Consider the following 26,190-nt stretch of genomic DNA (forward strand, 5'->3'; position numbering starts at 1 on the left):
CGGAATAACAGGCCCAACCGGAGAAACGGGGCCGACCGGAATAACAGGCCCAACCGGAATAACGGGACCGACCGGAGCAACAGGCCCAATTGGAATAACAGGTCCAACTGGAGAAACGGGACCGACTGGAATAACAGGCCCAACCGGAGCAACAGGTCCTACTGGGGGTATCGGTCCTATAACCACAACCAATTTGTTATATTACACTTTTGCAGATGGAGAGAAACTTATATATACAGATGCTGACGGGATACCTCAATATGGTACAACGAATATTTTGTCTCCTAGTGAAGTTTCTTATATTAATTTGTTTGTTAACGGAATACTACAACCACAACCATTATATGAAGTGAGTACTGGTAAATTAACTTTATTGGATACGCAACCACCATCGCAAGGATCTTCAATTATATTACAATTTATCATTATTAATTAAAAGGACAGATCCTTAATGAAAAGGAATCTGTCCTTTTTTGTTTTATATTTAAATAGTTAAAATTAAGTGAAGGTACATTCAATTTCTAGCTGTCATAAATGGTTGAATGATAGGAATTTTAACTTCAATCCTTTCCACAGTGTATTGGAATAAAATATAAAATGAATTTTTCAATATATTATATGAGAGTCCTCTATAATACAAACGGCTTCATGTTTAAAAAGAGAACACAATCTTAGTAAAGAAATAATGTATATTTATATAAAAAAATGGCACTGTTAATTGTTGAGTATATTCAAATTAATATGTGTATTTAAACCTAAGAGATAAACGTGGAAAAATAAAATAAACCCGTAAGTTTAGGTATTTAATCTAAGCAGTCAATTATTAAAAACATATAATTAATATGTGAGTCATGAACATAATTAAATAACGTTTTTAAGTTTAATTATATTTCATGTTTCCTATTTTAAGTCAATATATAACATGTTTTTTTACAACTTTATGATCCTTATAATAGGAAAAACTCAAATATAAAACAAGTAAGGAGGACATAAATGACAAACAATAATTGTTTTGGTCATAACCACTGCAATAATCCGATTGTTTTCACTCCAGATTGTTGTAATAATCCACAAACAGTTCCAATTACTAGTGAGCAATTAGGTAGATTAATTACTTTACTAAACTCTTTAATAGCGGCTATTGCAGCGTTTTTTGCAAACCCAAGTGATGCAAACAGATTAGCTTTACTCAATTTGTTTACTCAACTATTGAACTTACTAAATGAATTAGCACCTTCTCCAGAAGGGAATTTCTTAAAACAATTAATTCAAAGTATTATCAATTTACTACAATCTCCTAACCCAGATTTAGGTCAATTGCTTTCTTTATTACAACAATTCTATAGTGCTCTTGCACCATTCTTCTTCTCTTTAATTATTGACCCTGCAAGTTTACAACTTTTATTAAACTTATTAACTCAATTAATTGGTGCTACTCCAGGAGGAGGAGCAACAGGCCCAACAGGTCCAACAGGTCCAGGAGGAGGAGCAACAGGTCCAACAGGAGATACTGGAGCAGCAGGCCCAACAGGTCCAACGGGAGACACAGGTCTAGCAGGAGCAACGGGAGCAACAGGTCCAACAGGAGATACTGGAGCAGCAGGCCCAACAGGTCCAACGGGAGACACAGGTCTAGCAGGAGCAACGGGTCCAACAGGAGCAACAGGTCTAGCAGGAGCAACAGGCCCGACAGGAGCAACAGGTCTAGCAGGAGCAACAGGCCCGACAGGAGCAACAGGTCTAACGGGAGCAACTGGTGCAACGGGAGCAACTGGTGCAACGGGAGCAACTGGTGGCGGAGCTATTATTCCATTCGCTTCAGGTACAACACCAGCTCTGTTAGTTAATGCGGCATTAGCTAATACAGGAACTCTTCTTGGATTTGGATTTAGTCAGCCTGGCATAGCTCCAGGTGTGGGAGGAACTCTCACAATACTACCAGGTGTTGTAGGTGATTATGCATTTGTAGCACCACGTGATGGAATTATCACGTCATTAGCAGGATTCTTTAGTGCAACAGCGGCGTTAGCTCCATTAGCACCTGTTCAAATTCAGATGCAAATATTTATCGCACCTGCTGCAAGTAATACGTTTACACCAGTAGCACCACCTCTATTATTAACACCAGCATTACCAGCAATAGCAATTGGTACTACAGCAACAGGAATCCAAGCTTATAATGTTCCAGTAGTTGCTGGGGATAAAATATTAGTATATGTTTCATTAACAGGAGCTAGTCCAATAGCTGCAGTTGCCGGATTTGTAAGCGCAGGTCTTAATATCGTCTAATTTGTTACAATGTTAATAGGAAATTAAACAGGGGTTCGTATATAGTCCTTCCTAATAAATTTAGGAAGGACTATATTTTTGGGGGAAATATGTAATAAATTAAATGAACAATTACTCTTTGTTAAGTTCGTATAAAAAAGTATAATTTCCCCTTTCTTATTTAAGGAATAAATTATGTAACTTAAAAAATTTCAATCAGCAAAAAAAGATGAATTCTTTTAAAAAAGAATTCATCCATAAAATAAACTATTTATTTTTATTGCAGTTACATCCTTTTTTCTTTACATAGCCTTGCTGAGTTAAGTCTCTTTGCGATTGGGAATTGGAAGATTGCGAATTGGAAGATTGAGAGGATGCTGAAGAGCTACTATTTTTATTATAAGAGTAGTTTTTTCGATAGTTATAATTACTCATAGTACTATCACCTCCAATTTAATATATAAATATTATATGTATGTACACTATCAATTGTTACTATTATTAATAGGAAGAGAAGATACAATAAAAAATCTCCTCGGTATTTTCCTAGGAGATAAATGATGATTCTTTTGAAAAATTATAAATTAATAACCCCAGTAAAGAGGAAAGTAATAAGAGTCTTGGCAATACGGATTATGTTGTTGAGCGGGGGGCTGGGGTGGATAATTTTTCATTTCGCGGTTTTGATTACAGTTTGCCGGAGGGCCAATTACAGCAGTTGATTGGATAGGAGAAACCGCTTGTTTCCATTGTTGTTCATTGAGACAATAAGTATGGGCCATCATATGAGCAGGAGTTAATCTTAAAATGTCAGAACCGAAAATAACTTCTGGCGTTGGGGCATTGAAAATAGCTAATAAATGAGTATTATCTGCTGTAGAAATTTCATAATGCCACCATGCTTGTGGAATGTTGGCAACTTGCCCGGGTTTTATCGGTAAGTTTAATATTTGATTCGTAAATGGATTAAGTAAAGAAACAACAGCAGACCCTGAAATACAATAAACAAGTTCAGCTGCATTTTGATGAATATGTGGCTCTACAACATTTCCTGTACTTAAATAAATATCTAATAATGAAGTATTTTCTAAAGTATTTAATTGTTTAATACCAAGTACATTTATATAATTTTTGGCATCTTTCCGAAAAAAATTACTTTTATTTACATCATAAGTAAAATTGGTTGAGGGGGAGGTATAGTCGATGTTGGCAGTCAATTGTATTACCCGCCTTTCTATAGGTAAGTTAGGTTACAAAATTAGGATATGTGTCTAGTCTTTGTTTTGTGCTGTTGTCGGTAGCTTAATAAATTCACTTATTCCATAAAGAATAAGGTGTTAAGACTAAACTATATTCGTATTCCCATTCATACTTTGGATTGATGGAAAAAAGTAATGAAAATGTTAATTTAAAATTACATCAATCATTTATAAGGAGTGAATGTTCATGTCATTTAGTGAAATGATTAGAAATGAAGTACTCAGCTGGGCGGGTGTTTCTGAAAAACCGCATCGATTTGGTGGTATTGAAATAAATTATGGTAAGAAAGAACTTGGGCATCTTCATGGTGATAAATTAGCTGATTTACCATTTCCGAAGTTAAAGAGAGATGAATTAGTGAAGCAAGGATTGGTAAAACCACATCACGTATTACCTGAATCAGGATGGATCAGTTATTATTTAAAGAGTGAAGAGGATATTCCATTTGCAATTGAGTTATTTCGTATGCAATATGATCGAATTAAAAAGTAATGAAATAAAGTAGGGTAATAAAAATTTATTTTTATGTCACATCCCTCCTTAATCGTTCGTCTTGTATGTAGAACGATTGAGGAGGGATTTTATTATGGATACATTTGATATAGCAATTGTTGGCGGTGGGCTTGCTGGATTAACAGCATCTATATATTTAGCGAAAGCTGGAAGGAAAGTGATTGTATTAGAAAAGTCTAGTCAATTCGGTGGCCGAGGGATGACTATAAATAAAAATGGAATCTGCATGAATCTTGGTGCACATGCTTTATATAGAGGCGGGACAGCGTTTATAACTTGTAATGAGCTCGGTATGAATCTTCCAGGTGGAATACCATCTACAAAAGCACATGGAATATGGAAAGGGGATATATTCACTATCCCAACAGATTTTTACTCAATTTTATCAACACCACTACTTTCTTGGTCTGCAAAAGTACAATTCTCACGTCTTATGATGCGTTTAGGAAATTTAGATGTAGGAGAAGTTCCGAAAATGAGTCTAACTACATGGGCAGAAAATGAAATAAAAGATCCAATGGTTCGCAATATATTTTATGCGCTATGCCGGACAACAACATATACGTTTGCTCCTACAATACAATTAGCATCATCTGTACTAAAGCAAATACAGCTTTCTATAAAAGAGGGGGTGGTTTATGTAGATGGTGGTTGGGAGACGATAATAACAAAATTAAGAGCTATAGCGAATGATATTGGGGTACAGTTTTTGGCTAAAAAGCATGTTGTGGAAATTGAGCATTCCGAAGATAAACAAAGAATACATTGTGTTGATCATGAGGTTTTTGAAGTAGGCACAGTTATCGTGACGACTCCGCCGAAAGAAGCTTGTAAAATAATAAAAGGTGCAGAAGGAACAAGTTTGCATAGATGGAGTGAACAATCGGTACCGGTTACTGTTGCTGCATTAGATATTGGCTTGAGACAATTACCCAATCCTACACATCAATTTGTATTAGGATTAGATCAACCTATATTTTTCACAAATCAATCGAGAGCAGCTAAATTAAGTGAAGATGGATCAATTGCAGTGAGTCTAATTAAGTACCATAATCCTGTGCTAGAGATGAATCATATTCATGAAGATAAAGAACAATTGGAAAGTACGATGGAGTTGTTACATCCAAATTGGAAAAGAGAAGTTGTTGCACAGCAATATTTACCGAAAATAACAGTAGTACATGATTTTCCTCATATTGACCGTGTTGAAAAACCGGGCCCTAATATACCTGAAATGCCAGGTGTTTATGTTGCAGGAGATTGGGCAGGGCATGATGAAATATTAGCTGATGCTGCGGTAGCAAGCGGGAAACGTGCAGCGTTACACATTTTAAAGCAATATGAAAGTGAGGCAGTTCATCATGGAAACGGAGCAGTTATATGAAGCGTATCAACCATTATTATTTTCGTTAGCATACAGAATCCTTGGGAGTGTTATGGATGCTGAGGATATCGTTCAGGATGTATTTATCTCGCTAAATAATATAGAAGATCCTCAATCTATAGAAAATATGAAAGCATATTTATGTAAGATGGCGACAAATCGTTCAATTGATAAATTACGATCGGCAGCGCATAAGCGTAACGTGTATGTAGGGATGTGGTTACCAGAGCCAATTGTAGAAGAGAGTGATGAGCCATCAAAGTCTTTTATAATGAAAGAATCCCTTTCCACCGCATATTTATTACTTTTACAACAGTTATCTGAGGTAGAAAGGATTGTTTTCATATTAAGAGAGGTTTTCAGTTATGAATACGAAGAAATAGCTTCAATTGTTGATAAGAGTAGTGTGAACTGCAGGAAGATCTTTCAACGTGCTCGAAAAAGCATGTTGGAGAAACCGAAGCAATCAAAATTAAGCACGGAGAAAATGGCTTCTTATGTTGAAAAGTTTGTATCATCATTACAGTGTGGGGATGCGGAAGGTATGTTAGAAGTATTAAAAACAGATGCTATACTCAAAGCTGATGGTGGCGGTAAAGTTACGACTGCGATCAATCCGATTTATTCTGCAGATCGAATTATACGTTTGTTCTTTGGGATTGCACAACGATTGACAGAAGAGTACACTGTTGATTTCAAAATGGTAAATGGTATACCAGGAGTTATAGTTACAATAAATAATAAAGTAACGTATGTTCTTTCGTTTGCATTTGAGGATGAGAAGATTTCAAATATTTATATGATGGTTAATCCTGAAAAACTTATGCATTTAAATGTAAAAATATAAAAAAGCGCATTTCTTCAGAAATGCGTTTTTTATTATTTTTCTAACATTTCAAGAGGTACATCTTTTTCGCCGGCTACCTCAAATTTAATTTCCCCGTCTTCTTCATAAATACGTGTAATAATCGGTATAGTAATCATTAATTTTTTATGCTGCTTTCGTTTTCGAGCAGCATCTAAGCTAATAACGTTCATTTGTAAGCATCCTTTCTTCTGGAAATATATAAACAAAGAAAATGCGTCCGAAAAGGGCGCTTAATTGAATTTGAAATACCGATTCATTTAAATGGGGTTTATATAATTTAATAACTGCAATTTTAATATGAAATAATATGAATGGAATAATTGCACGTAGAAATTAACTTTACCAAAAAACGAAACAATATGCTATAAAAAATTATAAATCTTTGTCATATAACAGGAAAAAGGTTTTTGTTTCGCATATAATAAAAAGTAGACGGGCAGCAAGAGCTTTTTTCATCATATTGCTTGGAAAGGCGATGAAAAGAATGGATACAGTAGATTCATTATTATTGCAACTTGAACAATATGGAGAAGAGCATGATCGAAATAAAAAAACAAGGGAAGAAAAATTACGGAATGTTTCTCGTGAGATGGGGCAATTTTTATCAATTTTAGTAAAAGGGTGTAATGCAAAAAACATCTTAGAAATTGGAACTTCTAATGGTTATTCTACATTGTGGTTAGCTAATGCAGTAGAAGAAACAAATGGAAATGTAACAACTGTAGAGCTTTCTTCAGAACGAGTTGGAGAGGCACTTGTCAATTTTGAAAAGGCAAACCTGTTACAAAGAATCGATATTCATAATCAAGAAGCAGGGGCATTTTTAGATTCACAATTAGATCATTCATTTGATTTTATTTTCCTAGATTCAGAGCGCACGCAATACATGTGGTGGTTTGAGCATATAAAACGTATGTTACAACCAAAAGGTTTTCTTGTTGTTGATAATGCAACTTCTCATGCGAGTGAATTAGATGAGTTTATAAAAATGATTGAAGAAGATGATACGTTTGAAACGGTGTTATTAGCGTTTCAAAAGGGAGCATTTGTAGCTCGCAAAAATAAATAGAAGTGAGTGTAATAGAATTATCACATTGAAAACGGGTGAATGTCAAAAGATTGAGTGTAGCACGATTAAAAGAACATAAATTATTTAGGAAATATATGAAGAATCCGCCTTCAGCATGTAGTTCTCTAGGTCTTAAGTCTGAGGAAAATTATGTTGATTACAGGTATACTTATAGTAAGAAACAGGGAATGACTGCATAAACAGACATTTCTAAAAAAATCGATTTCAAGCAGTCAGAATGTATATGAAATACGATATAATTGATGAAATATAGTGCATATAAATTCGCACATATAAATAAAGGAGCGATTTTGTTGACTGAACTCGAGAAAAAAGAACCTGTATCCATTGTGAAAGATAATAATGTAGAAGTAGTAGTTGATACAGTTATAAAAGATGAAGAATTAGAGGAACTAAATAAAGAAGCTGATCTTTATGTACAAAAGTTAAATAGCGAGCAAAATACAGATTTATCAAAAGTATTGTCTCAGCTAGGAGATTTAGGGGATAAAGAGCAACAAGCAGCAGGACAAACGTTATCAGCTTTAAAACGCCCTGTAACAGCGATGATGAATGGGAAAAATGAAGAAATTCCAAATACATTGTTAGAATTACGAAAAGTGGTATCAGAGCTTGATCCCAATTCACTTAAAGCAAGTGGTATGAAGAAAATAATGTTTAAAGTATTCAAGAAAAATCCACTTGAAACATACGTGCATAAATACCAATCTATAGATAAACAAATCGAGGAAATTATTAGATCCCTTCTAATTGGCCGTGATAACTTACAAGAGGATACAGTTGGTCTTGAAATGTTAAAAGAACAATCGCACGATAAAATTCATGCGCTTGATAAACAAGTATACTTAGGGAAAAAGCTTGCTGGCATGCTTGAAGCTGAGAAACAAAACCCAGAGCGTCAAAGAGATATTCCGTTAATTAACGATGCGTTAGAAAAGATACTTGTACGTACACGTAATATGCAGCAAGCGAAAAGTGTATTATTACAATCGATAGCTTCTGTAGACATCATTAAGAAAAATAACGAAAAGTTAACAGAGGCAATACGAAATGCAATTACGATGACGCAAAACGTTGTAACAGTTTCAGCTGCTATTCAGCTAGCATTAACGAATCAACGTAAAACAATTGACGCTGTAAATGCGACGAATGAAGCAATTGAATCGATGGTATTAAGTAATTCTCAAGCGTTAAAACAAAATACAGAAGAGACGACGAAATTGCTTGAAAATCCCGCTATTAGCATGGATAAATTACGTGAATCATTCCAAAATGTGTTCGCTGCAATTGAAGCATCTGAAAAATCGTCAGAACGTATTATCGAGTCAAGTAAGAAGTTCGTTATTGAACTAGACACATTTAATGATGAGATGAAGCAGAAACTCATTCAGCGTCCAAGGAAATAACGCATTATTAGAGGAGGTGAACAAATGAGTTTCATTCAAACAGTACTATTACTACTCGGTACATTGCTTTTAATAGCATTTACTGTTGTTGTTTTAGTCGTATATTTCGGACGGAAGTTGTATTTTTCATGGGCGAAGCCATATAAAAGAGCGCAAGATTCTTTAGATAAGTTATCAAACAAATCAATACCGTTTCTACAAGAATTTACACAACATCCACTGTTTTATCGCTGGATTCGCACTGAAGGAAAGAAAGAACAAAATACATTAAATACTCTATTTTGTGCATCAGGTCAACGTACGAGAGAACAAGTCTTCTCGATGTTACCGAAAGAAAAGCAGAAAAAAGTGCATGTAATGGCAAAAACTACGAAAAAGTTTACGAATGAAGATATCGATGTGGCTGCGATGAAAGTGAAAGATTTCTTAAGACAAGAAACACAACAAACTGTAAAACCGACAGACTTATCATTTTACAAATTGTATTTTTATGACCGTTATCCAGACGCATTAAATACAATTCAAGCGTATAAACGCTCAATAAATCCTTCATTACAAAGAACGGTTGATGATATTACAATTTCAGTATTGAATGCACTTCCGTACTATCAAGAGCAACGCATGTTTGAACAACAACATAAACTTGAAACGTTCTTAATGAAAGATTTAACGGCCATGTTATCGTTGGTAGTACAATTACCACCTTCACAAAGACCAGAGAAGGAAGAAGAATTGAAAATCTACTTGGAAAATTTCCAAAAAGAAATGGAAGTAGTAGAGCGAGATATTCGCGACTCAATTGATCACGATTTAAATGTGAAGATGAGAGCAGCGACTGAGAAGTTTAAGAATAAATAGAAGAGATCGCCTAAAAAGTTGAATGTTTCAGCTTTTAGGCGTTTTTTTTGTGAGTTGAGAGAGTGTAATCTTTTGTGAAATTGTATATACAAACGTTAATAAGTGGTAAAATATAGAGTGTTTTTTTATACTTTGTGTAAACAATTATTATAAAAGGGGTATGATATTGTGCTAATTGAGTTAGTCATACTATTTGTAATTCTATTTTTATTTCTTGGCTACCCTATTAGTAAAGCATGGGATAGTTTCCAATTGAAGAAGGAGAATTCCTCAAGTATACTAAAGTTCGAGCCACAGGAAATATTATCAATAGGTTTGAGTTATTTTATCTTTGGTTTAGGTATTATGTGGAATGCAAATGATGTAAGAGCAGGAATACCATTACATAAATTCGAAAAGAACGGAATGATGTCTGATCAATATGCTTCTTTAGCACATGACCACATTGCGATAGTAGTTCTTTTAGTTATTTTAGGTGGAGTTTCGTATTGGAGATTAACAACAGGCTTAATAAAACTTTCACCAATATTTTATATTTTTTATAGTACTTTAATGATAGTAAACATTGTATATACATTCATCTATATTACTCATACAGGCTCTGCTTTTTATACGGAATTAGGAGGATTGAGATACATTCCAGTCTTTTGTATTCAAGTTGGAATGCTTGCATTTAGTCTATTATTCTTAGCTAAATTAAGAAATACATTAGGTTATTTCATACAATCTCAGAATGAGAAAGATTATACGCAGAGCAACAGAATTATATTATTGCTGTATCGCATTTCTTTTGGATATCAAAAAATGGCTACAGTCTGGATGATAAGTTTATTTCCTGTCTTGTTAATTGTTCAATTTATTTTAATACTGTTTGGCCAAAAACCAGATAGTTTTATAAGAGTGTTTATGGAAACAAGTAGTTTTAATTATTCTAAGATTCCCGCCCCAAGTCCTCAAATTGTCTCCGGGGATGGGCATTATTTATGTACAGTTTCTGTGAAAGGTCATAAAAACATCGTTAAGCCATTACGAGCAGGAATTAGGCATGGGGAAAGAATTACAGTTAATCGACAGTTATTAATTGCGAACGCTTTTGAAAATGTAATTGAGGAGCGGGTACCAAAATGTCATAAAGTTATTCGTAATTTTTATGATAAATACGGTTATCCAATTAGTAAACATATTAATACGAAATGGTCGGCTGATTTTGTTTATATTTTAATGAAGCCACTAGAATGGTTCTTCTTATTTGTACTTTACACAGTAGATAAAAACCCTGAGAATAGAATTCATATTCAATATAGTGAACTACGAAAATAAAAGTAAGAGCCCGCATTCAAAAAAATGCGGGCTCTTACTTTTATTTTGCTTGAATAGTAGATTTACTAGAAGCCACACTTTCATTATGCAATCGATCAACTGCAGTTACGACATACGTATACGTTTCTCCAGAAATAGCGGTTTTATCTACATAAATTTCTCCAAGTTTTGTTTTTCTTACAGTAGTAAGTAAATTTTTGGGGTTTTGTATATCTACTTCATTTTTCCCATTCGTGCGGTAAATAGCGTAATAAGCAGAATCATTATCTCTATTGTCAATGATACCGATTGCAATACCTTCATTTCTTGGAATGGCACCTTTTAAAGTCGGTTGTTTTGGTGGATCATGATCAAGCCAAGGCATAGGCGGGATTAATGCAGGATATTTATATATGTCTTTTGAGAGTCGATCTTTAACTCCAAGTGGATTGTTATTAATATCTTTTAAGCTAAAATGCATACTACCTTTTATTTCAGGATATAGCCGGTTTAATGCAATTTGTCTCGGATATTCTTCTGGATCAGACCAAGCAGGGACGGAGTTATTATTAATTTTATAGGCCGCTTGACCGATGTATAGGTGAATTGGTTTGTTATTTGTTTCTTTAACCCACCAATCTACTAATATGTCATATGCAGCTGGGGTGAAACCTATATTCCAATATATTTGCGGTGTAATGTAGTCAATATATCCTTTTTGTATCCACTCACGTGTGTCAGCATAAAGGTCATCATAGTTTCTTTGGCCTGCGGTTGTGTTAGAGCCAGTCGGATCGTCAGCTATATTTCGCCATACGCCGAACGGACTAATGCCAAACTTTACATATGATTTTTCTTGTTTTATAGCAGTATTTAAATCTTTTACAAGTTCATTTACATTGTTACGTCGCCAATCTTCTATATTTGTAAATCTACCGTTATTATATGTTTCGTACGTTTTCTGATCTGGAAATTCTTCACCGGCTACTTTATATGGGTAAAAATAATCATCCATATGCAGCGCATCAATATCGTAATTTTGTACGATTTCTAAAGCACCTTCTGTTATAAATTTTTTCACTTCCGGAATACCAGGATTGTAATATAACTTTCCACCATAAGGTACAACCCAATCGGGATGTTGCCTTGCAGGATGATTATTTGATAATCGATTTATATCGGTATGATTCATCGTTATTCGGTATGGGTTAATCCAAGCGTGGAATTCTATATTTCTTTTATGAGTTTCTTCAATCATAAATGCGAGCGGGTCATAACCAGGATCTTTTCCTTGTGTCCCCGTAATGTATTCAGACCAAGGACCGTAATTTGAAGGATAGAAAGCATCAGCAGTTGGTTTAATTTGTACAACAACTGTATTCATACCAGTGCTTTTTACATCGTCTAATAATCGTATAAATTCTTGTTTCTGTTTTTCAATGGGTAAGCCAGTTTTTGAGGGCCAATCAATATTCAGAACAGATGCAATCCATACAGCACGTAATTCGTGTTTTTTGTATGCAGTATTTACTTCAGCATAAGTAGAGTGAGGGGGAATGAAAGAGAAAGGGATGAACAAGATGACGATACAACATATCATTAATAAACGTTTAACGATCATTTATACGCCTCCTATCATATGATTAGTTAAAATAATATCTGAGGCGAGGTTGACCTTGCAATAGAGAAAATTACATATTGAAACATTAATTTAATAGGGGAAATATTTATAATGAAATTTACTTTCATTATAAATAAATTCATTTACTACTTCATATGCTTGTTAGTAAAGTGAAACTTCCTTTCATTTGAAGGGTAATAAATTATAAGTATAGGAGGATTAACAAATGAAAGTTTTGTTCGTCTGTTCTGGAGGAATGTCCAGTGCAATTGTTGTAAACGCTTTAAAAAAAGAAGCGGAGAAAAATGGTGTGAACATGGAAGTGCATGCAATTGGAACGAATGAGGTAGAGGAAGAAGTAAAGAATGGTTGGGATGTTGTAATGGTTGCACCACAAGTTAGACACCGATTTGACTCTGTAAAAAAATTTGCAGAAGAGGAGTCTATTCCGTGTGGTATCATTCCGCCGCAAGCATATACGCCGCTTGGTGGAGCGACTTTATTAAAGACTGTAAATGATTTAATTCGTTAGGGGGAACCGTTATGAATAAGTTTGTCACGTTTCTTGATAAAAACTTATCTGGACCGATGGCAAGACTTTCTGAACAGAGACATTTACAAGCAATCCGTGATGGAGTTATTTCAGCATTACCATTTATCATCGTAGGAAGTTTCTTTTTAATCGTAGCATTTCCACCATTACCGAAAGATAGTTTCATATCCGTTTGGGCATTAAAGAATCAAACAAGTATATTAATACCATATCGTTTAACTATGTTTATTATGTCTTTATATATAGCATTTGGAATAGGATATAATTTAGCGAAGAGTTATAAGTTAGATGCTTTATCGGGAGCTCAGCTTGCAGTATGTTCACTACTTTTAACATTAACTCCTGAATTAATTGATAAAAAAGGATTCATGCTTCCGATGACAAATCTCGGAGGGCATGGACTATTTGTGACTATGATTGTTTCTATTTTATCAGTTGAGATTTTAAGGTTTTGTAAGAAGAACAACGTAACGATTAAAATGCCAGAACAAGTACCACCGTCAGTATCGCGTTCGTTTGAAGCACTTATACCTGCTGCATTCGTTATTATTATTATGAGCCTTATTACAGTTGTTTTTAAAGTTGATGTACATTACGTAGTGGATAAATTAGCCGCACCGTTAGTCAAAGCTGGAGATAGTTACTTTGGCGTCATAATACCTGTATTTTTAATTACATTTTTCTGGTCCTTCGGAATACATGGTGTATCGGTTGTAGGTACTGTAGCAAGACCGCTTTGGGATGTATATCTAGGAAAAAACGGTGAAGCTGTAGCAAGTGGTGCGAGTCAATTTCCATTTATTGCACCAGAACCGTTTTATCAATGGTTTATTTGGATTGGTGGCTCGGGAGCAACATTAGGGCTTGTGTTAGCGATGATCGTATTTGGTCGGTCAAAATATTCGAAAGCATTATCGAGAACATGTATTGTTCCTGGGATTTTTAATATAAATGAACCGGTTATATTCGGTTTGCCGATTGTATTAAATCCAATTTTAATTATTCCTTTCGTCATTACGCCGCTAGTAACAGCGACTATTGCTTATGCCGCAACGGCAATGGGTTTTGTAACGCCAACTCATATTATGCCACCATGGACATTACCAGCCCCAATTGGTGCATATTTAGCTACAGGTGGAGATTGGCGTGCTATTGTATTAGTCTTAATAAATATAGCTATATCATTCCTTATTTATTTACCATTCTTTAAAATGTACGACAAAAATATGCTTGAAATTGAAAAGCATGGTGACGGGGAATCTGTTAATCCTTAATCTGCATGCTGTTATTTTGAGTGATAGACTTCTGTCTATCACTTCTTTCACATTAAAACCAGTAAGGGGGGAATAAAATGAATATAAAATTTAGTTATAAAGGTGTATTTTTATTATTATTTGGAGTGATTTGTTCAAATTTACTTTTTGTCCCTTTATTAGGCATGCTAAATCTATCGCAAATGCATAGTATATGGCTCGTTACAAGCATTGCGGCAAGCGTTTTGCTTACGATAGTTGTTTCTTTCATCGATGGGTCGTTTGCATCGAAAGCTCAATTGTTTTTTAGATTTATATTGTTTTCGATTGGTTGTACGTTGGTTACTTACATGATTGTTTTTTAGTAAATAGGAGGTCATGCACGTTATGTATATTGCAGGGGTAATGTCCGGTACATCATTAGACGGAATAGATGTAGCACTCGTTCATATAGAAGGAAGCGGTGTAGATTCTAAAATTGAACCCATCTATTTTACTACAGTTCTATTTTGTAATGATATAAAAAATGAGATCCAACAAGCGTTATCAATTGAAACTTCGAATGTCCAACTTATATGTAGTTTGAATTTTAAACTTGGTTTATTCTTCGCCAATGCTGTAAAGGAAGTTTGTAAAGAGGCCAATTTTCCTTTGAGACAATTAGATTTAATAGGTTCTCACGGACAAACGATTTATCATCAGCCAAAGCAAGAAGGGAATATTATTTCTTCAACATTGCAAATTGGGGAACCAGCAGTAATAGCATATGAAACGAACACGACGGTTATCTCGAATTTCCGAACAATGGACATGGCGGCAGGGGGACAAGGTGCACCACTTGTACCATATTCAGAAGTTATTTTATATCAGCATCAAACTAAAAATAGACTGCTACAAAATATTGGTGGGATTGGGAATGTTACAGTGCTTCCAAGTAAACGAAGTAATGAGAGTGTTATTGCTTTTGATACGGGACCAGGCAACATGGTAATCGATGAAGTATGTCAAAGATTATTTCATGTACCATATGATCAAAATGGTTGGATTGCAAAGCAGGGGGTAGTTGTAGATGAAATTTTAACATACTGTATGAACCATCCATTTTTGAACATGAAACCACCAAAATCAACAGGTAGAGAACAGTTTGGAGAATCGTTTGTGACTGATATATTGAATCGATTTAAAAAGCATAGTAAAGAAAATATATTGGCAACTGTCACGATGTTTACAGCATGTTCAATTATTCATCATTATAAGGAGTTTATTTTGCCGTATTATGAAATTGATGAGGTGATTTTAGGTGGTGGTGGAAGTTATAATAATACACTTGTTGAAATGTTACGGAATGGATTAAGAGAAGAGAAATGTAGCATATGTATACAAGAAGATATTGGTCATTCTTCAGCAGCGAAAGAAGCAATTGCGTTTGCTATTTTAGCAAACGAAACGTATCATCGTAATCCGAGTAATATGCCGAGCGCAACAGGTGCTAAGAATTCCGTAATTTTAGGGAATATAACATTCCCTCCATACGCAGATGAAAATGAGGCGAACATATGAAGTATATGATTGGAGTAGATGGCGGGGGAACGAAGACGGAGGCCATTGCATTTGATCAAGATGGAAATGAAGTTGTAAGAGGTACGAGCCGATTTGGAAATGTATTAATAGATTTTGATCAGGCACTGTTGCATATTATGGAAGCAATTGATCAATGCCAGAAGAGTTTAATAAATGGGCATTGCGTTTGTATTTGTTTAGGAGTAGCTGGTATAAGCGGAGCGAATACAAATGAATTAACATTACGTTTTAAAAAGAAATACGGAACAAAAATTGAAATTTTTAATGATGCAATGATTGCGCATGCAGCAGCTTTAAAAGGTAAGGATGGAATATTAACTATAGGTGGTACAGGTGCAATTTGTATCGGAAAGAAAGAAGAAGTATATCAGTATAGCGGTGGATGGGGACATATTTTAGGAGATGAGGGGAGCGGATATTGGATTGCATTACAAGCTTTAAAGAAAATGGCAATTCAGTTCGATCAAGGAATCAGTCTTTGTCCATTGAGTTTGAATATTCAAAGGCAGTTTCAACTTTTGACACCGTCTCATATAAAAAGCTTAGTATATACTTCTTCTAAAGATAAAATTGCAGCAATCGCGCCATTAGTTATTCAGGAAGCGAGAAATGGCAATGATGATGCGCATGAAATTATGATGCAAGCTGGAAAGGAATTAGCAAGGATTACAGTAAATGTTTATAACAAGTTGAACTTTAAGTACTCAACGCCAATTGCAGTAAGTGGCAGTATATTGCGTTTAGTTCCTGAAATATTTGCTGTATTTCAGAAATGCTGTGAAGAAAGTATGAAAGAAATTACATTCGTATCACAAGCAGAAATGGCAGTGAAAGGAACATATTATTTAATGAGGGATATATATTTTAAAAAATAGTGTATGAGAATTTTTGTATGATTTGTAAAAATATGATGTTAAAATGTATAAAGGGATGTATGTTAAAAACGTACAATATACGTAGTAATTGAATATTGTATATGTATTCCCATGTAGAAAGTGAATGATTACATGATTAATAGTATGCAGTTTTTATATTTGGTGGCTTCTTATTTAATTGGAAACATATTGACCGCTTATATAGTAACAAAATTGAGACATAACGTTGATATTAGGGATGAAGGAAGCGGAAATCCTGGCGCAAGAAATATGGGGCGCGTATATGGAAAAGGGTATTTCATCGCTACATTTTTAGGTGATGCGATTAAAGGGGCAATAGTTGTTGCTGTAGCAAAATCTCTTTTTAAAGATCCTACATTCGTAATGTTAACATTATTGGCCGTTATTATTGGACATATTTACCCAGTTTTATTTAAAGGCAAGGGCGGTAAAGGTATTTCAACATTTATAGGAGGACTAATCGCATTTGATTATTTGATAGCGCTTACCCTCTTAGGCATTTTTATTGTATTTTATTTAATATTTAAAGGGTTTACGAAGCCAGGACTAATTACGATTGCTTGTTTACCAATTTGTATGATTCTTTATTCTTATTCTATTGTTACCACTATATTAAGTGGAATGATTATTGTACTTATTCTATATGTAAATCGAGAATAAAATGAATGTTTAATAAGTGGAGATAATCTCCACTTATCATTTTTTATTAAATAGATAAAGGAGATAAGGCATGGGGTTAATTTATAAAGTTGCTGATCAAGATTGGGAATTTGAAAGTATACATAAATTAAATTATAAAACTTTTGTGGAAGAGATACCACAACATGAAGAAACGAAAGACCGGTTTCGTATAGATCGGTTTCATAAAGAAAATACATATTTAATTTGTTTAGATGAGGATAGATTAGTAGGTATGGTCGCAGTGCGGGGAAAACGACCATTCTCGTTAGATTATAAAATCTCAAATTTAGATGTTTATTTGCAAGAGCATGGAGAAAAAGTGTATGAAATTCGTTTACTTTCAGTAGAACGTGAATATAGAAATGGAAGAGCGTTGTTAGGATTAATTCGTTTTCTACATCGTTATTTGCTTCTAAACGGATATGAATTAGCACTCATTTCTGCAACAACACGTGAACTAGCTTTATATAAGCAAATGGGATTCAAATCTTTCCATACGTTAGTTGGTACAGAAGAAGCAACCTTCCAGCCAATGTATGTTACTCCTGCTATGTTTGAAGAGTCGAGTGTTGGGGGGATTATGACGAAAGAATATACGTTTTTACCTGGTCCAGTAGATATTGAAGAGAATGTTCGAAAGGCATTTTCTACGCGGCCTATTTCGCATCGATCTAAGTCATTTCAAGTGACAATGGACAATGCGAAAAAACGGTTACTTCACATGACAAAAGCAAAACATGTACAGCTTATGTTAGGAACAGGGACGTTAGCAAATGATGCGATTGCTTTACAGTTACGTTCTTTAAAAGGGAAAGGACTAATATTAACAAATGGAGAATTTGGAAATAGATTAGTTGGACATGCAAAACGAGCTTGGTTACATTTTGATACGTATAAAAAAGAAATGGGAGAACCGTTTATTTATAACGAATTAGAAGAAATAATAACAACTGGAAATTATGAATGGCTTTGGTTTGTTCATCATGAAACATCTACTGGAATGTTAAACGATTTAGACGAGTTAAATACTCTTTGTAACGAGAATCAAATGAAACTATGTGTAGATTGTATAAGTTCAATTGGAGCAATACCATTAGACCTGAAAGATGTGTATTTTGCAAGTGGTGTTAGCGGTAAAGCGATTAAATCATATACCGGAATTTCTTTCGTTTTTCATAACCACATTGTAAAAATAAACGAGGCTGTGCCGGCCTATATGGACATTGGCATGTATGAAGAAAATGAAAGCATTCCATACTCACAATCATGGAATTTAATTTACGCATTGCAAGAAGCGTTGAAGAGATTTGAAGATGAAAAGGCATTTGTAAAAATTAAAGAGACATACGATTATGTTGAAGAAGTTATTACTGATATGGGGTTAAAGCTTGTTTCACCTAAAGAACATGCCGCGCCAATTATACTTACTATTGTATTGAGCGAAGATCATTCTTCTAAAGTAGTAGGCGATGCGTTAGCATTACAAGGATACATTGTTCATTATGAGTCATCTTATTTGCAAAAGAATAATTGGATTCAAATTGCATGTTTAAATCATTATAAAGAACGCGATATGAAGAGGATGTTAAATTGTTTGCAAATGTGTTTATTTTAGAGTGGGGTACATATATAAAGACTTTTTCTTTTCGTATAAAGGAGCTAAGACTTACGAAAACTTAGGAATAGAACATTGGAAGAGGTGTAAGTATGATAACTAGAAAACTACCATTACATATAGACGATATTAAAAAAGCTCACAAAATTCTAGATAGAAATGCTCGTAAAACGCCATTAGTAAAATCTTTTTACTTGACTAGTAAAACGGGCGGAGAAATTCATTTGAAATTAGAAAATATGCAATTAACGGGTTCTTTTAAATTTCGTGGCGCATTTAATAAAATGTCGCGGCTCACGGATCAAGAAAAAGAAAGAGGTGTAATTGCATGTTCAGCAGGTAATCATGCACAAGGAGTTGCATTATCTGCTCATTTACTCGGTATTAAGAGTAAAATTGTTATGCCAATTTCTGCACCGCAGGCGAAAGTTGAAGCAACTAAAGGATATGGATCTGAAGTAATTTTACATGGTGAAACCTTTGATGATGCAAAGGCAAAATGTGAAGAAATTATAAGGGAAACAGGTGAAACATACTTACATCCATATGATGATGTAGAGGTAATGGCTGGTCAAGGTACAATTGGATTAGATATTCTTGATGATATGTGGGATGTAGATACTGTCATTGTACCAATAGGTGGAGGCGGAATTATTTCTGGTATTTCTGTAGCATTGAAATCTTTTAATCCATCCATTAATATAATTGGTGTCCAAGCAGATAATGTTCACGGAATGAAGGCATCTTACGATAAAGGCGCAATCGTAGAACATTATGAGGCGCCTACTATTGCAGATGGTTGTGCAGTTAAAATACCAGGCGAATTAACATTTGAAATTGTAAAAGAATTAGTAGATGATATTGTAACTGTATCAGAAAAAGAGCTGGAAGTAGCGATGAAAGATTTATTACAACGTGGGAAAGCTGTTGTAGAAGGTGCAGGTGCGTTAGCAACTGCTGCACTTCTTGCAGGAAAAGTTGATAGCTATACAAAAGGAAAAAAGGTAGTAGCAGTTATATCTGGTGGGAACGTGGACTTACAGCGCATATCGAGTGTATGTGAGCACTTTTTTGTTGCTAATGAAGTAAAATAGTTTTATGAAAGAAGAGCTAAGAGAAATAATTTTAGCTCTTACTTTTTGTCTACCGTTTACTGTAAGTAGCAATAAACTTGCAGAATTTTCCGTTTAATTAATTGTATTATTTAAGCGCCAATTTTTGCACATATCTTTAATGTTACAATAATTATTTCAATATTGTCGAAACGTAAGCAGAAATTTAATATAATAGTCTTAATGTGCTAATGAGCGGTGAGGAGGGCAGGTCATGAATAAAGAAGAACAGGTCATGAACGGTTTCAGGGAATTATATAATAAGCTGGTTTGGCTTAATAAAGATAAGATGGAAGAAGGTCTTAAAGGGTTTAAGTCTTCTGAAGTCCACTGTATTGAATATATTGAAAACAATGCAGATTCTAACGTGACACAACTCGCAGAGGCTTTTTATGTGACTCGTGGTGCTATAAGTAGAATGACTAAGAAGCTCATACAAAAAGGCCTTGTTGAAAGCTACCAAAAGTCAGAAAATAAGAAAGAAATTTATTTTAGACTTACCGAACAAGGGAAAGAAATTTATAAAATCCATGAAGATCTGCACAAAGAGTTTCAAGAGCGGGATAAAGCTGTATTTGAGCAAGTAACTGAAGAAGAATTCAACAGTATAATTAGCTTTGTGGAAAAGTATAGTAGACATTTGGATGCCGAAATAAAGAAACAAGGTATACATATTAAATCGTAAGACATTTTAAGAATAAATGGCAGCCTTACTCTAATATGAGAATAGGCTGCTTTTTTATTATTTTATTTTGTTGACAAAGCAACAAAATATTTTAAGGAGAGAAGTCAAATGTCTATATTTAGATCACAAAATGAAAGGGAAACTGAAAAAAGCATAGATAAACATGCTTTACTATTCGGACTTATTTCTGTATTTCTTTGTGGTATAGGTTTCAGTATCATCATGCCTGTAGTCCCATTCTTAGTACAGCCATATACAAGTAATCCGGAAGAACAAGCATTAGTTGTTACACTACTAACTTCCGTATATGCCGCCTGCGTGTTTTTAGCTGCTCCAGCACTCGGGGCTTTAAGCGATAAGTATGGCCGTCGTCCATTACTTTTAATATGCTTATTTGGTTCTGCAATCGGGTACTTAGTTTTTGGCATAGGAGGAGCTTTATGGGTACTATTTGCTGGACGGATAATAGAAGGTATAACAGGTGGGAGCATAAGTACTATCTTCGCATATTTTGCAGACATCATTCCAAAAGAGCAGAGAACGAAATACTTTGGATGGGTGAGTGCGGTTGTAGGTGCGGGAACTATTATTGGACCAACTCTTGGGGGCTTACTTGCAAAGTTTGGTCATTCTGTACCATTATACTTTGGAGCGTTCATAACTTTATTAAATGTTTTATATGGTATGAAATACATGCCTGAGAGTCTTGACAAAAATAACAGGTTAAAAGAGATTACTTTTGTAAGGTTAAATCCTTTTGCACAGCTAGCAAACATACTTTCCATGAAAAATTTAAAGTGGTTACTTGTCTCAGCGTTTTTACTTTGGATACCTAACGGATCTTTACAAGCAATTTTCACGCAATTTACAATGGATACTTTCAGTTGGAAACCTGCATTAATCGGACTTATGTTTTCAATTTTGGGCTTTCAAGACATTGTTTCACAAAGTTTTATAATGCCAAAGCTTTTGATCAAGCTTAGTGATAAACAAATAGCAATTCTTGGGATGGTTTCGGAGATTATAGGATACAGTTTTATTGCGGCATCAGCTTTGTTTTCACTCTATCCACTACTTATCGTTGGGACGCTGATGTATGGTTTTGGGGATTCAATTTTCGGACCTTCATTCAACGGGATGCTTTCAAAGTCTGTCAGTTCTAGTGAACAAGGAAGGATTCAAGGTGGAAGCCAATCTATTCAAGCTTTAGCAAGAATGATTGGTCCTATTCTTGGAGGACAAATCTATGTATCACTTGGTCATGCCGCACCTGCTTTTATGGGTATGATTCTTATAGTAGCGGCAATAGCAGTTTTGTATAAGGGGACACATGCAACTGTATAACAGATAGATATAAGAACAAATAAAAGGGAGTCAGAACTTAGGAACAAGTGCTGACGCCTTATTTGTTTACGGTTTGAGAGCTAAGAGAAATACTTTTGTTTAGGGATTTATTCTGCTATGCTCTCATGGTGAAGGGGAATATTCAGTGAGGTGGAACTATCATTAATTACAGTTAGCTTTATTTGAAAGTAAAAAGGTAGGTAAATGACTAGATAATTTCATTATGCTTGTGCTGAAGTAAATAATGATTCCATCTTTACTTTGCTCTTTTCTCGAATTTCAGCATCTGCGTGTCTCATAACGTATTTATGCGCTACAGCGATTGCTAAAACATCATCTAATAAGCCAATCCCAATAATAGCAGCTATATCTGGAATGAAATCGATTGTTAATACGTAATAAGATAAAGCGGCTAATATTATGAATTTCGCCTTAGTAGGTAATTCTTTCTTTTTCATTGTGTAGAATAAAATAATACTTTCATATACGCTAGATTTACCGAGGTTTACAGAGCTTTTTTTGAACTTTTTCCAAAGTGTCTGTTTCTCCATATAAACACTCCTTTTACAAAATATAGATTTTTTAAAAGGATGGACAAAGAAGTGAGAGATTAATCAATTTTATTGTTTTTCTTAATTATATATTTCCATAAAAATAGGGGATTACCTGTTTAAAATAATATAATGTGGATTATACAATGATTCACATTGTTCCGTTACATAGTATATATATTGTAAAATGTATGTGGATGATTTAGTTATTATTATGCATTTTATAAGCGGTATGGGGGAAGAAAAATGAAAATAATAGAACTACCAATTGAATTCGAATTTAACGGGCAAAAACAATGTGTTTATCCAAGTTTAATTATAGTACATAATGAATTAACATTAGTCGATACAGGATATACAAGTTTTTTACCTTTAATTGAAAATGCAATATTAAAACATGGATATGAGATGAAAAACTTAAAAAATATAATTATTACTCATTATGATGATGATCATCTAGGGGCTTTATATGATTTCAAAGTGAAATATCCTCACATTAATATTATTGCTAGTGAAATTGAATCTAACTATATTAGTGGTGATATAAAATCAGAGAGGTTAGTTCAAGCTGAAGAAATGTTAGAACGTATGCCAAATGAAGAAAAAGAATTTGGTAAATGGTTTATACAACAGTTAAAAAATATAAAACATATTTCCGTCGATGAAAAAGTGCATGATGGTCAAATGATTTTGAATAATGAATGTCAAATAGTAGCGACGCCAGGACATACTTCGGGGCATATTTCATTATATTTTCCGAATTTAGATTGTGTAATTACGGGAGATGCGGCTGTTCAAGAGAATAGTGAGTTAGTAATAGCTAATCCGAATTTTTGTTTAGATATAGAAAAAGCGAAACAGTCTTTAAATAGGATTAAAAGTTTTAAAGCAGCAGAGTATTATTGCTATCATGGAGGAAAGCTTACTGTATAAACTAATGAAAACCGGTCTTTCCTAAATCGAAAAGATCGGTTTTTTAGTTCATATATTTTGCGATTTCGAGCAAATCAGTAACATTATATTTCGGTAAAATTGAAATATATATGTAAAGAAGAATATATATAATTTGAGCAAGAGTATAGGGGGGAGAAGATGGGTTCGTTATTTGATGTAATAGCAAAATTAAGAAGTTCATTTTGTCTTCTACTAACATGGAAGCATTAATAAAATCTGAGAAAAAGCAAAAAGAATTTGTTCGTCTAGTACACGATGAATATAAAAAAAGAAGATAAGAATTTTTTTATTTTTCATATTTGGCGAAACAAATGGTACAATGAAAGCTAATGTGAAAAATAAGGAAAAGAAGTGGTCTATTTGAAAAACTTTTTAGAATTAGGAATTAGTGAAACTTTTAATCATACATTACGTGAAAATGGAATTACAGAAGCAACACCAATTCAAGAGAAGGCAATTCCTGTTATTATGTCAGGTAAAGATATTATTGGGCAGGCGAAAACAGGAACGGGTAAAACGTTAGCATTCGTGTTACCGATTTTAGAAAAAATCGATCCAGCGTCTAGTGATGTTCAGGCTTTAATTGTTGCACCAACAAGGGAACTAGCACTGCAAATTACAACTGAAATTAAAAAAATGCTTGTTCAAAGAGAAGATATTAATGTACTAGCGATATATGGTGGACAAGATGTTGCGCAACAGTTGAGAAAATTAAAAGGTAATACACATATTGTTGTAGCAACACCGGGACGATTATTAGATCATATACGCCGTGAAACAATTGATTTAAGTAATCTTTCAACAATTGTATTAGATGAAGCGGATCAAATGCTTTATTTTGGTTTCTTATATGATATTGAAGATATTTTAGATGAGACACCAGGTAGTAAACAAACGATGTTATTCTCAGCAACGATGCCAAAAGATATTAAAAAATTGGCGAAGCGTTATATGGATGAACCGCAAATGATTCAAGTACAAAGTGAAGAAGTAACGGTTGATACAATTGAGCAGCGTGTCATTGAGACGACAGACCGTGCAAAGCCAGATGCACTTCGTTTTGTTATGGATCGTGATCAGCCATTTTTAGCTGTTATTTTCTGCCGTACAAAACTTAGAGTAAGTAAACTTTATGATAATTTAAAAGGACTAGGTTATAATTGTGCTGAACTTCATGGTGATATACCTCAAGCGAAACGTGAAAGAGTTATGAAGAGTTTCCGCGAAGCTAAAATTCAGTACTTAATCGCAACGGATGTAGCAGCTCGTGGACTTGATGTAGATGGTGTAACGCACGTATTTAACTTTGATATCCCTGAAGATGTAGAAAGTTATATTCACCGCATTGGCCGAACAGGACGTGCAGGTGGATCAGGTCTTGCAATTACGTTCGTTGCAGCGAAAGATGAAAAACATTTAGAAGAAATTGAAAAAACGCTTGGTGCACCAATACAAAGAGAAATAATTGAACAACCAAAGATAAAACATGTTGATGAAAATGGAAAACCGGTACCAAAGCCGGCTCCGAAGAAATCAGGTCAAAATCGTCAAAGAGATAGCCGCGAAGGTTCAAGAAGTGATTCCAGAAATAGCTCAAGAAGTGGTTCAAGAAATAGTTCGAGAAATAGTTCTAGAAATGAAAATAACCGATCATTTAATAAGCCAAGTAATAAAAAAGGTAGTACAAAGCAAGGTCAGCAAAGGCGTGGTCGTTAAATAGTTATAATTGTAAAAGAGTCGCAAAATATTGTGGCTCTTTTTTTGTTTGTATACAACAAGGATGATGGCAAGAAAAAACAAAAATTTCATTCACCGTATTTGAAATTTATAAAGGAAATTTTATAGTCCAAAACCATTAGAGCAAGGATATTACTATCATTCAGCAGAACACTTTGATTAAAAGAAAAGGTATTGAAGCGAGCGAGTATTTTCATTACACATTCTGCAATTATCGAAATAGAACAAGAGAAGTTTATGAAGGATTAAACTCGTATTGGTGTACGATTGTTGGAAACTGGAAAACTAATTTGTTAGTTTTGATCGATGAGGAACTCGAGAAGCACCACTGCCATCCTTATGGGGAAATTGCTTATGACGATGAAGGTAATGTAGTGATAATATGCGAAATAAGAAAAAAGGACTAGCAGTCGTACCTGCCGTCCTTTAATAGGAGAAAAAGTAATCTTGTTTAGAACTACGCATAAACAGAAAATCTGCTTGTAATTAGTTTTACCCTAAATATACATGTCTATACAAAAAAGGGATAAGTAAAAGATACTTATCCCCGGAAGGGAAATCCCAAGCACCAAAATGGCTCGTATTGGTCTGCAGGTTCAAAAGTAGTATATGTAAAACGAAAAATCTCATACAAAAAGCAGACAACGATTTTGGTTGTCTG

Annotated in this window: 25 protein-coding genes; 21 read left to right on the top strand and 4 right to left on the bottom strand. The window is 34.3% G+C overall.

The window, feature by feature from the left end; genetic code table 11:
- Both BAQ53_RS11345 and BAQ53_RS11350 read left to right on the top strand, forming a co-directional pair.
- Positions 1 to 436 (top strand): DUF4183 domain-containing protein (locus tag BAQ53_RS11345; protein WP_208906858.1); only part of this gene is annotated, 436 nt, incomplete at its 5' end.
- A 557-nt stretch (positions 437 to 993) separates the two neighbouring features.
- On the top strand, positions 994 to 2,289 hold the full coding sequence (locus BAQ53_RS11350) for an exosporium glycoprotein BclB-related protein (protein WP_208906859.1): 1,296 nt from the start codon (positions 994 to 996) through the stop codon (positions 2,287 to 2,289).
- A gap of 563 nt (positions 2,290 to 2,852) precedes the next feature.
- On the opposite strand, the gene BAQ53_RS11355 is transcribed toward BAQ53_RS11350, so the two are convergent.
- Complete coding sequence (locus BAQ53_RS11355) at positions 2,853 to 3,485, bottom strand: cupin domain-containing protein (RefSeq protein ID WP_061884152.1); 633 nt, start codon at positions 3,483 to 3,485, stop codon at positions 2,853 to 2,855.
- Positions 3,486 to 3,714: 229 nt separating this feature from the next.
- Between BAQ53_RS11355 and BAQ53_RS11360 the strand changes: the two genes are divergently transcribed.
- From BAQ53_RS11360 to BAQ53_RS11370, 3 genes are all read left to right on the top strand, one after another.
- Positions 3,715 to 4,020: a luciferase domain-containing protein gene (locus BAQ53_RS11360; protein WP_000010319.1), complete on the top strand. Its 306-nt coding sequence runs from the start codon at positions 3,715 to 3,717 to the stop codon at positions 4,018 to 4,020.
- Between the two features lie 94 nt (positions 4,021 to 4,114).
- A complete protein-coding gene (locus BAQ53_RS11365) occupies positions 4,115 to 5,425 on the top strand; it encodes a phytoene desaturase family protein (protein ID WP_061884153.1) in 1,311 nt (436 codons plus the stop codon).
- A complete protein-coding gene (locus BAQ53_RS11370) occupies positions 5,403 to 6,272 on the top strand; it encodes a sigma-70 family RNA polymerase sigma factor (RefSeq protein WP_000447142.1) in 870 nt (289 codons plus the stop codon). The genes BAQ53_RS11365 and BAQ53_RS11370 overlap by 23 nt, the downstream gene beginning before the upstream one ends.
- Before the next feature lie 32 nt (positions 6,273 to 6,304).
- Here the strand turns inward: BAQ53_RS11370 and BAQ53_RS11375 are convergent, their stop codons facing one another.
- The gene (locus BAQ53_RS11375) at positions 6,305 to 6,463 is read right to left on the bottom strand and encodes a hypothetical protein (RefSeq protein WP_001100984.1); all 159 of its coding nucleotides are present in this window, start codon (positions 6,461 to 6,463) and stop codon (positions 6,305 to 6,307) included.
- A gap of 305 nt (positions 6,464 to 6,768) precedes the next feature.
- On the opposite strand from BAQ53_RS11375, the gene BAQ53_RS11380 reads away from it, so the two are divergent.
- The 4 genes from BAQ53_RS11380 to BAQ53_RS11395 all read left to right on the top strand — a co-directional run bounded on the left by BAQ53_RS11380 (position 6,769) and on the right by BAQ53_RS11395 (position 10,967).
- Complete coding sequence (locus tag BAQ53_RS11380; protein ID WP_002094007.1) at positions 6,769 to 7,362, top strand: O-methyltransferase; 594 nt, start codon at positions 6,769 to 6,771, stop codon at positions 7,360 to 7,362.
- 314 nt (positions 7,363 to 7,676) lie between these two features.
- Complete coding sequence (locus BAQ53_RS11385; RefSeq protein WP_000137407.1) at positions 7,677 to 8,789, top strand: toxic anion resistance protein; 1,113 nt, start codon at positions 7,677 to 7,679, stop codon at positions 8,787 to 8,789.
- A gap of 24 nt (positions 8,790 to 8,813) precedes the next feature.
- Positions 8,814 to 9,647, top strand: a complete 834-nt coding sequence (locus tag BAQ53_RS11390) for a DUF3974 domain-containing protein (protein ID WP_000008360.1) — start codon at positions 8,814 to 8,816, stop codon at positions 9,645 to 9,647.
- Positions 9,648 to 9,815: 168 nt separating this feature from the next.
- Entirely contained in the window at positions 9,816 to 10,967 is a 1,152-nt protein-coding gene (locus tag BAQ53_RS11395; RefSeq protein ID WP_000904387.1) for a DUF6688 domain-containing protein, read from the top strand.
- A 40-nt stretch (positions 10,968 to 11,007) separates the two neighbouring features.
- On the opposite strand, the gene BAQ53_RS11400 is transcribed toward BAQ53_RS11395, so the two are convergent.
- A complete protein-coding gene (locus BAQ53_RS11400) occupies positions 11,008 to 12,567 on the bottom strand; it encodes a glycoside hydrolase family 10-like protein (protein WP_000636013.1) in 1,560 nt (519 codons plus the stop codon).
- Between the two features lie 226 nt (positions 12,568 to 12,793).
- On the opposite strand from BAQ53_RS11400, the gene BAQ53_RS11405 reads away from it, so the two are divergent.
- The 10 genes from BAQ53_RS11405 to BAQ53_RS11450 all read left to right on the top strand — a co-directional run bounded on the left by BAQ53_RS11405 (position 12,794) and on the right by BAQ53_RS11450 (position 22,287).
- The gene (locus tag BAQ53_RS11405) at positions 12,794 to 13,099 is read left to right on the top strand and encodes a PTS sugar transporter subunit IIB (RefSeq protein WP_000865909.1); all 306 of its coding nucleotides are present in this window, start codon (positions 12,794 to 12,796) and stop codon (positions 13,097 to 13,099) included.
- 11 nt (positions 13,100 to 13,110) lie between these two features.
- The gene (locus BAQ53_RS11410; RefSeq protein ID WP_001032290.1) at positions 13,111 to 14,394 is read left to right on the top strand and encodes a PTS sugar transporter subunit IIC; all 1,284 of its coding nucleotides are present in this window, start codon (positions 13,111 to 13,113) and stop codon (positions 14,392 to 14,394) included.
- Positions 14,395 to 14,471: 77 nt separating this feature from the next.
- A complete protein-coding gene (locus BAQ53_RS11415; protein ID WP_001021977.1) occupies positions 14,472 to 14,738 on the top strand; it encodes a hypothetical protein in 267 nt (88 codons plus the stop codon).
- 22 nt (positions 14,739 to 14,760) lie between these two features.
- Positions 14,761 to 15,933 (top strand): anhydro-N-acetylmuramic acid kinase AnmK, encoded by a 1,173-nt coding sequence (gene anmK, locus BAQ53_RS11420; RefSeq protein ID WP_061884154.1) that lies wholly within the window; start codon positions 14,761 to 14,763, stop codon positions 15,931 to 15,933.
- A complete protein-coding gene (locus tag BAQ53_RS11425; protein ID WP_000876613.1) occupies positions 15,930 to 16,829 on the top strand; it encodes a BadF/BadG/BcrA/BcrD ATPase family protein in 900 nt (299 codons plus the stop codon). Before anmK ends, BAQ53_RS11425 begins: the two co-directional genes overlap by 4 nt.
- Before the next feature lie 132 nt (positions 16,830 to 16,961).
- Positions 16,962 to 17,510: a glycerol-3-phosphate 1-O-acyltransferase PlsY gene (gene plsY, locus BAQ53_RS11430; protein ID WP_000610866.1), complete on the top strand. Its 549-nt coding sequence runs from the start codon at positions 16,962 to 16,964 to the stop codon at positions 17,508 to 17,510.
- A gap of 70 nt (positions 17,511 to 17,580) precedes the next feature.
- Positions 17,581 to 19,146: an aminotransferase class V-fold PLP-dependent enzyme gene (locus BAQ53_RS11435; protein WP_000523053.1), complete on the top strand. Its 1,566-nt coding sequence runs from the start codon at positions 17,581 to 17,583 to the stop codon at positions 19,144 to 19,146.
- Between the two features lie 92 nt (positions 19,147 to 19,238).
- On the top strand, positions 19,239 to 20,240 hold the full coding sequence (gene tdcB, locus BAQ53_RS11440) for a bifunctional threonine ammonia-lyase/L-serine ammonia-lyase TdcB (protein WP_000632956.1): 1,002 nt from the start codon (positions 19,239 to 19,241) through the stop codon (positions 20,238 to 20,240).
- A gap of 232 nt (positions 20,241 to 20,472) precedes the next feature.
- A complete protein-coding gene (locus BAQ53_RS11445; protein ID WP_001030902.1) occupies positions 20,473 to 20,943 on the top strand; it encodes a MarR family transcriptional regulator in 471 nt (156 codons plus the stop codon).
- Positions 20,944 to 21,051: 108 nt separating this feature from the next.
- The gene (locus BAQ53_RS11450; RefSeq protein ID WP_208906860.1) at positions 21,052 to 22,287 is read left to right on the top strand and encodes an MFS transporter; all 1,236 of its coding nucleotides are present in this window, start codon (positions 21,052 to 21,054) and stop codon (positions 22,285 to 22,287) included.
- Between the two features lie 221 nt (positions 22,288 to 22,508).
- Here the strand turns inward: BAQ53_RS11450 and BAQ53_RS11455 are convergent, their stop codons facing one another.
- The gene (locus BAQ53_RS11455; protein WP_000415089.1) at positions 22,509 to 22,838 is read right to left on the bottom strand and encodes a YkvA family protein; all 330 of its coding nucleotides are present in this window, start codon (positions 22,836 to 22,838) and stop codon (positions 22,509 to 22,511) included.
- 246 nt (positions 22,839 to 23,084) lie between these two features.
- Here BAQ53_RS11455 and BAQ53_RS11460 point away from each other — a divergent pair, with 246 nt between their 5' ends.
- Both BAQ53_RS11460 and BAQ53_RS11465 read left to right on the top strand, forming a co-directional pair.
- A complete protein-coding gene (locus BAQ53_RS11460; RefSeq protein ID WP_000691173.1) occupies positions 23,085 to 23,771 on the top strand; it encodes an MBL fold metallo-hydrolase in 687 nt (228 codons plus the stop codon).
- Between the two features lie 372 nt (positions 23,772 to 24,143).
- Positions 24,144 to 25,508: a DEAD/DEAH box helicase gene (locus tag BAQ53_RS11465; protein ID WP_208906861.1), complete on the top strand. Its 1,365-nt coding sequence runs from the start codon at positions 24,144 to 24,146 to the stop codon at positions 25,506 to 25,508.
- The last annotated feature ends 682 nt before the right edge of the window (positions 25,509 to 26,190 follow it).

This window comes from Bacillus sp. B25(2016b) (assembly GCF_001679765.1).
Taxonomy (GTDB): domain Bacteria; phylum Bacillota; class Bacilli; order Bacillales; family Bacillaceae_G; genus Bacillus_A; species Bacillus_A thuringiensis_K.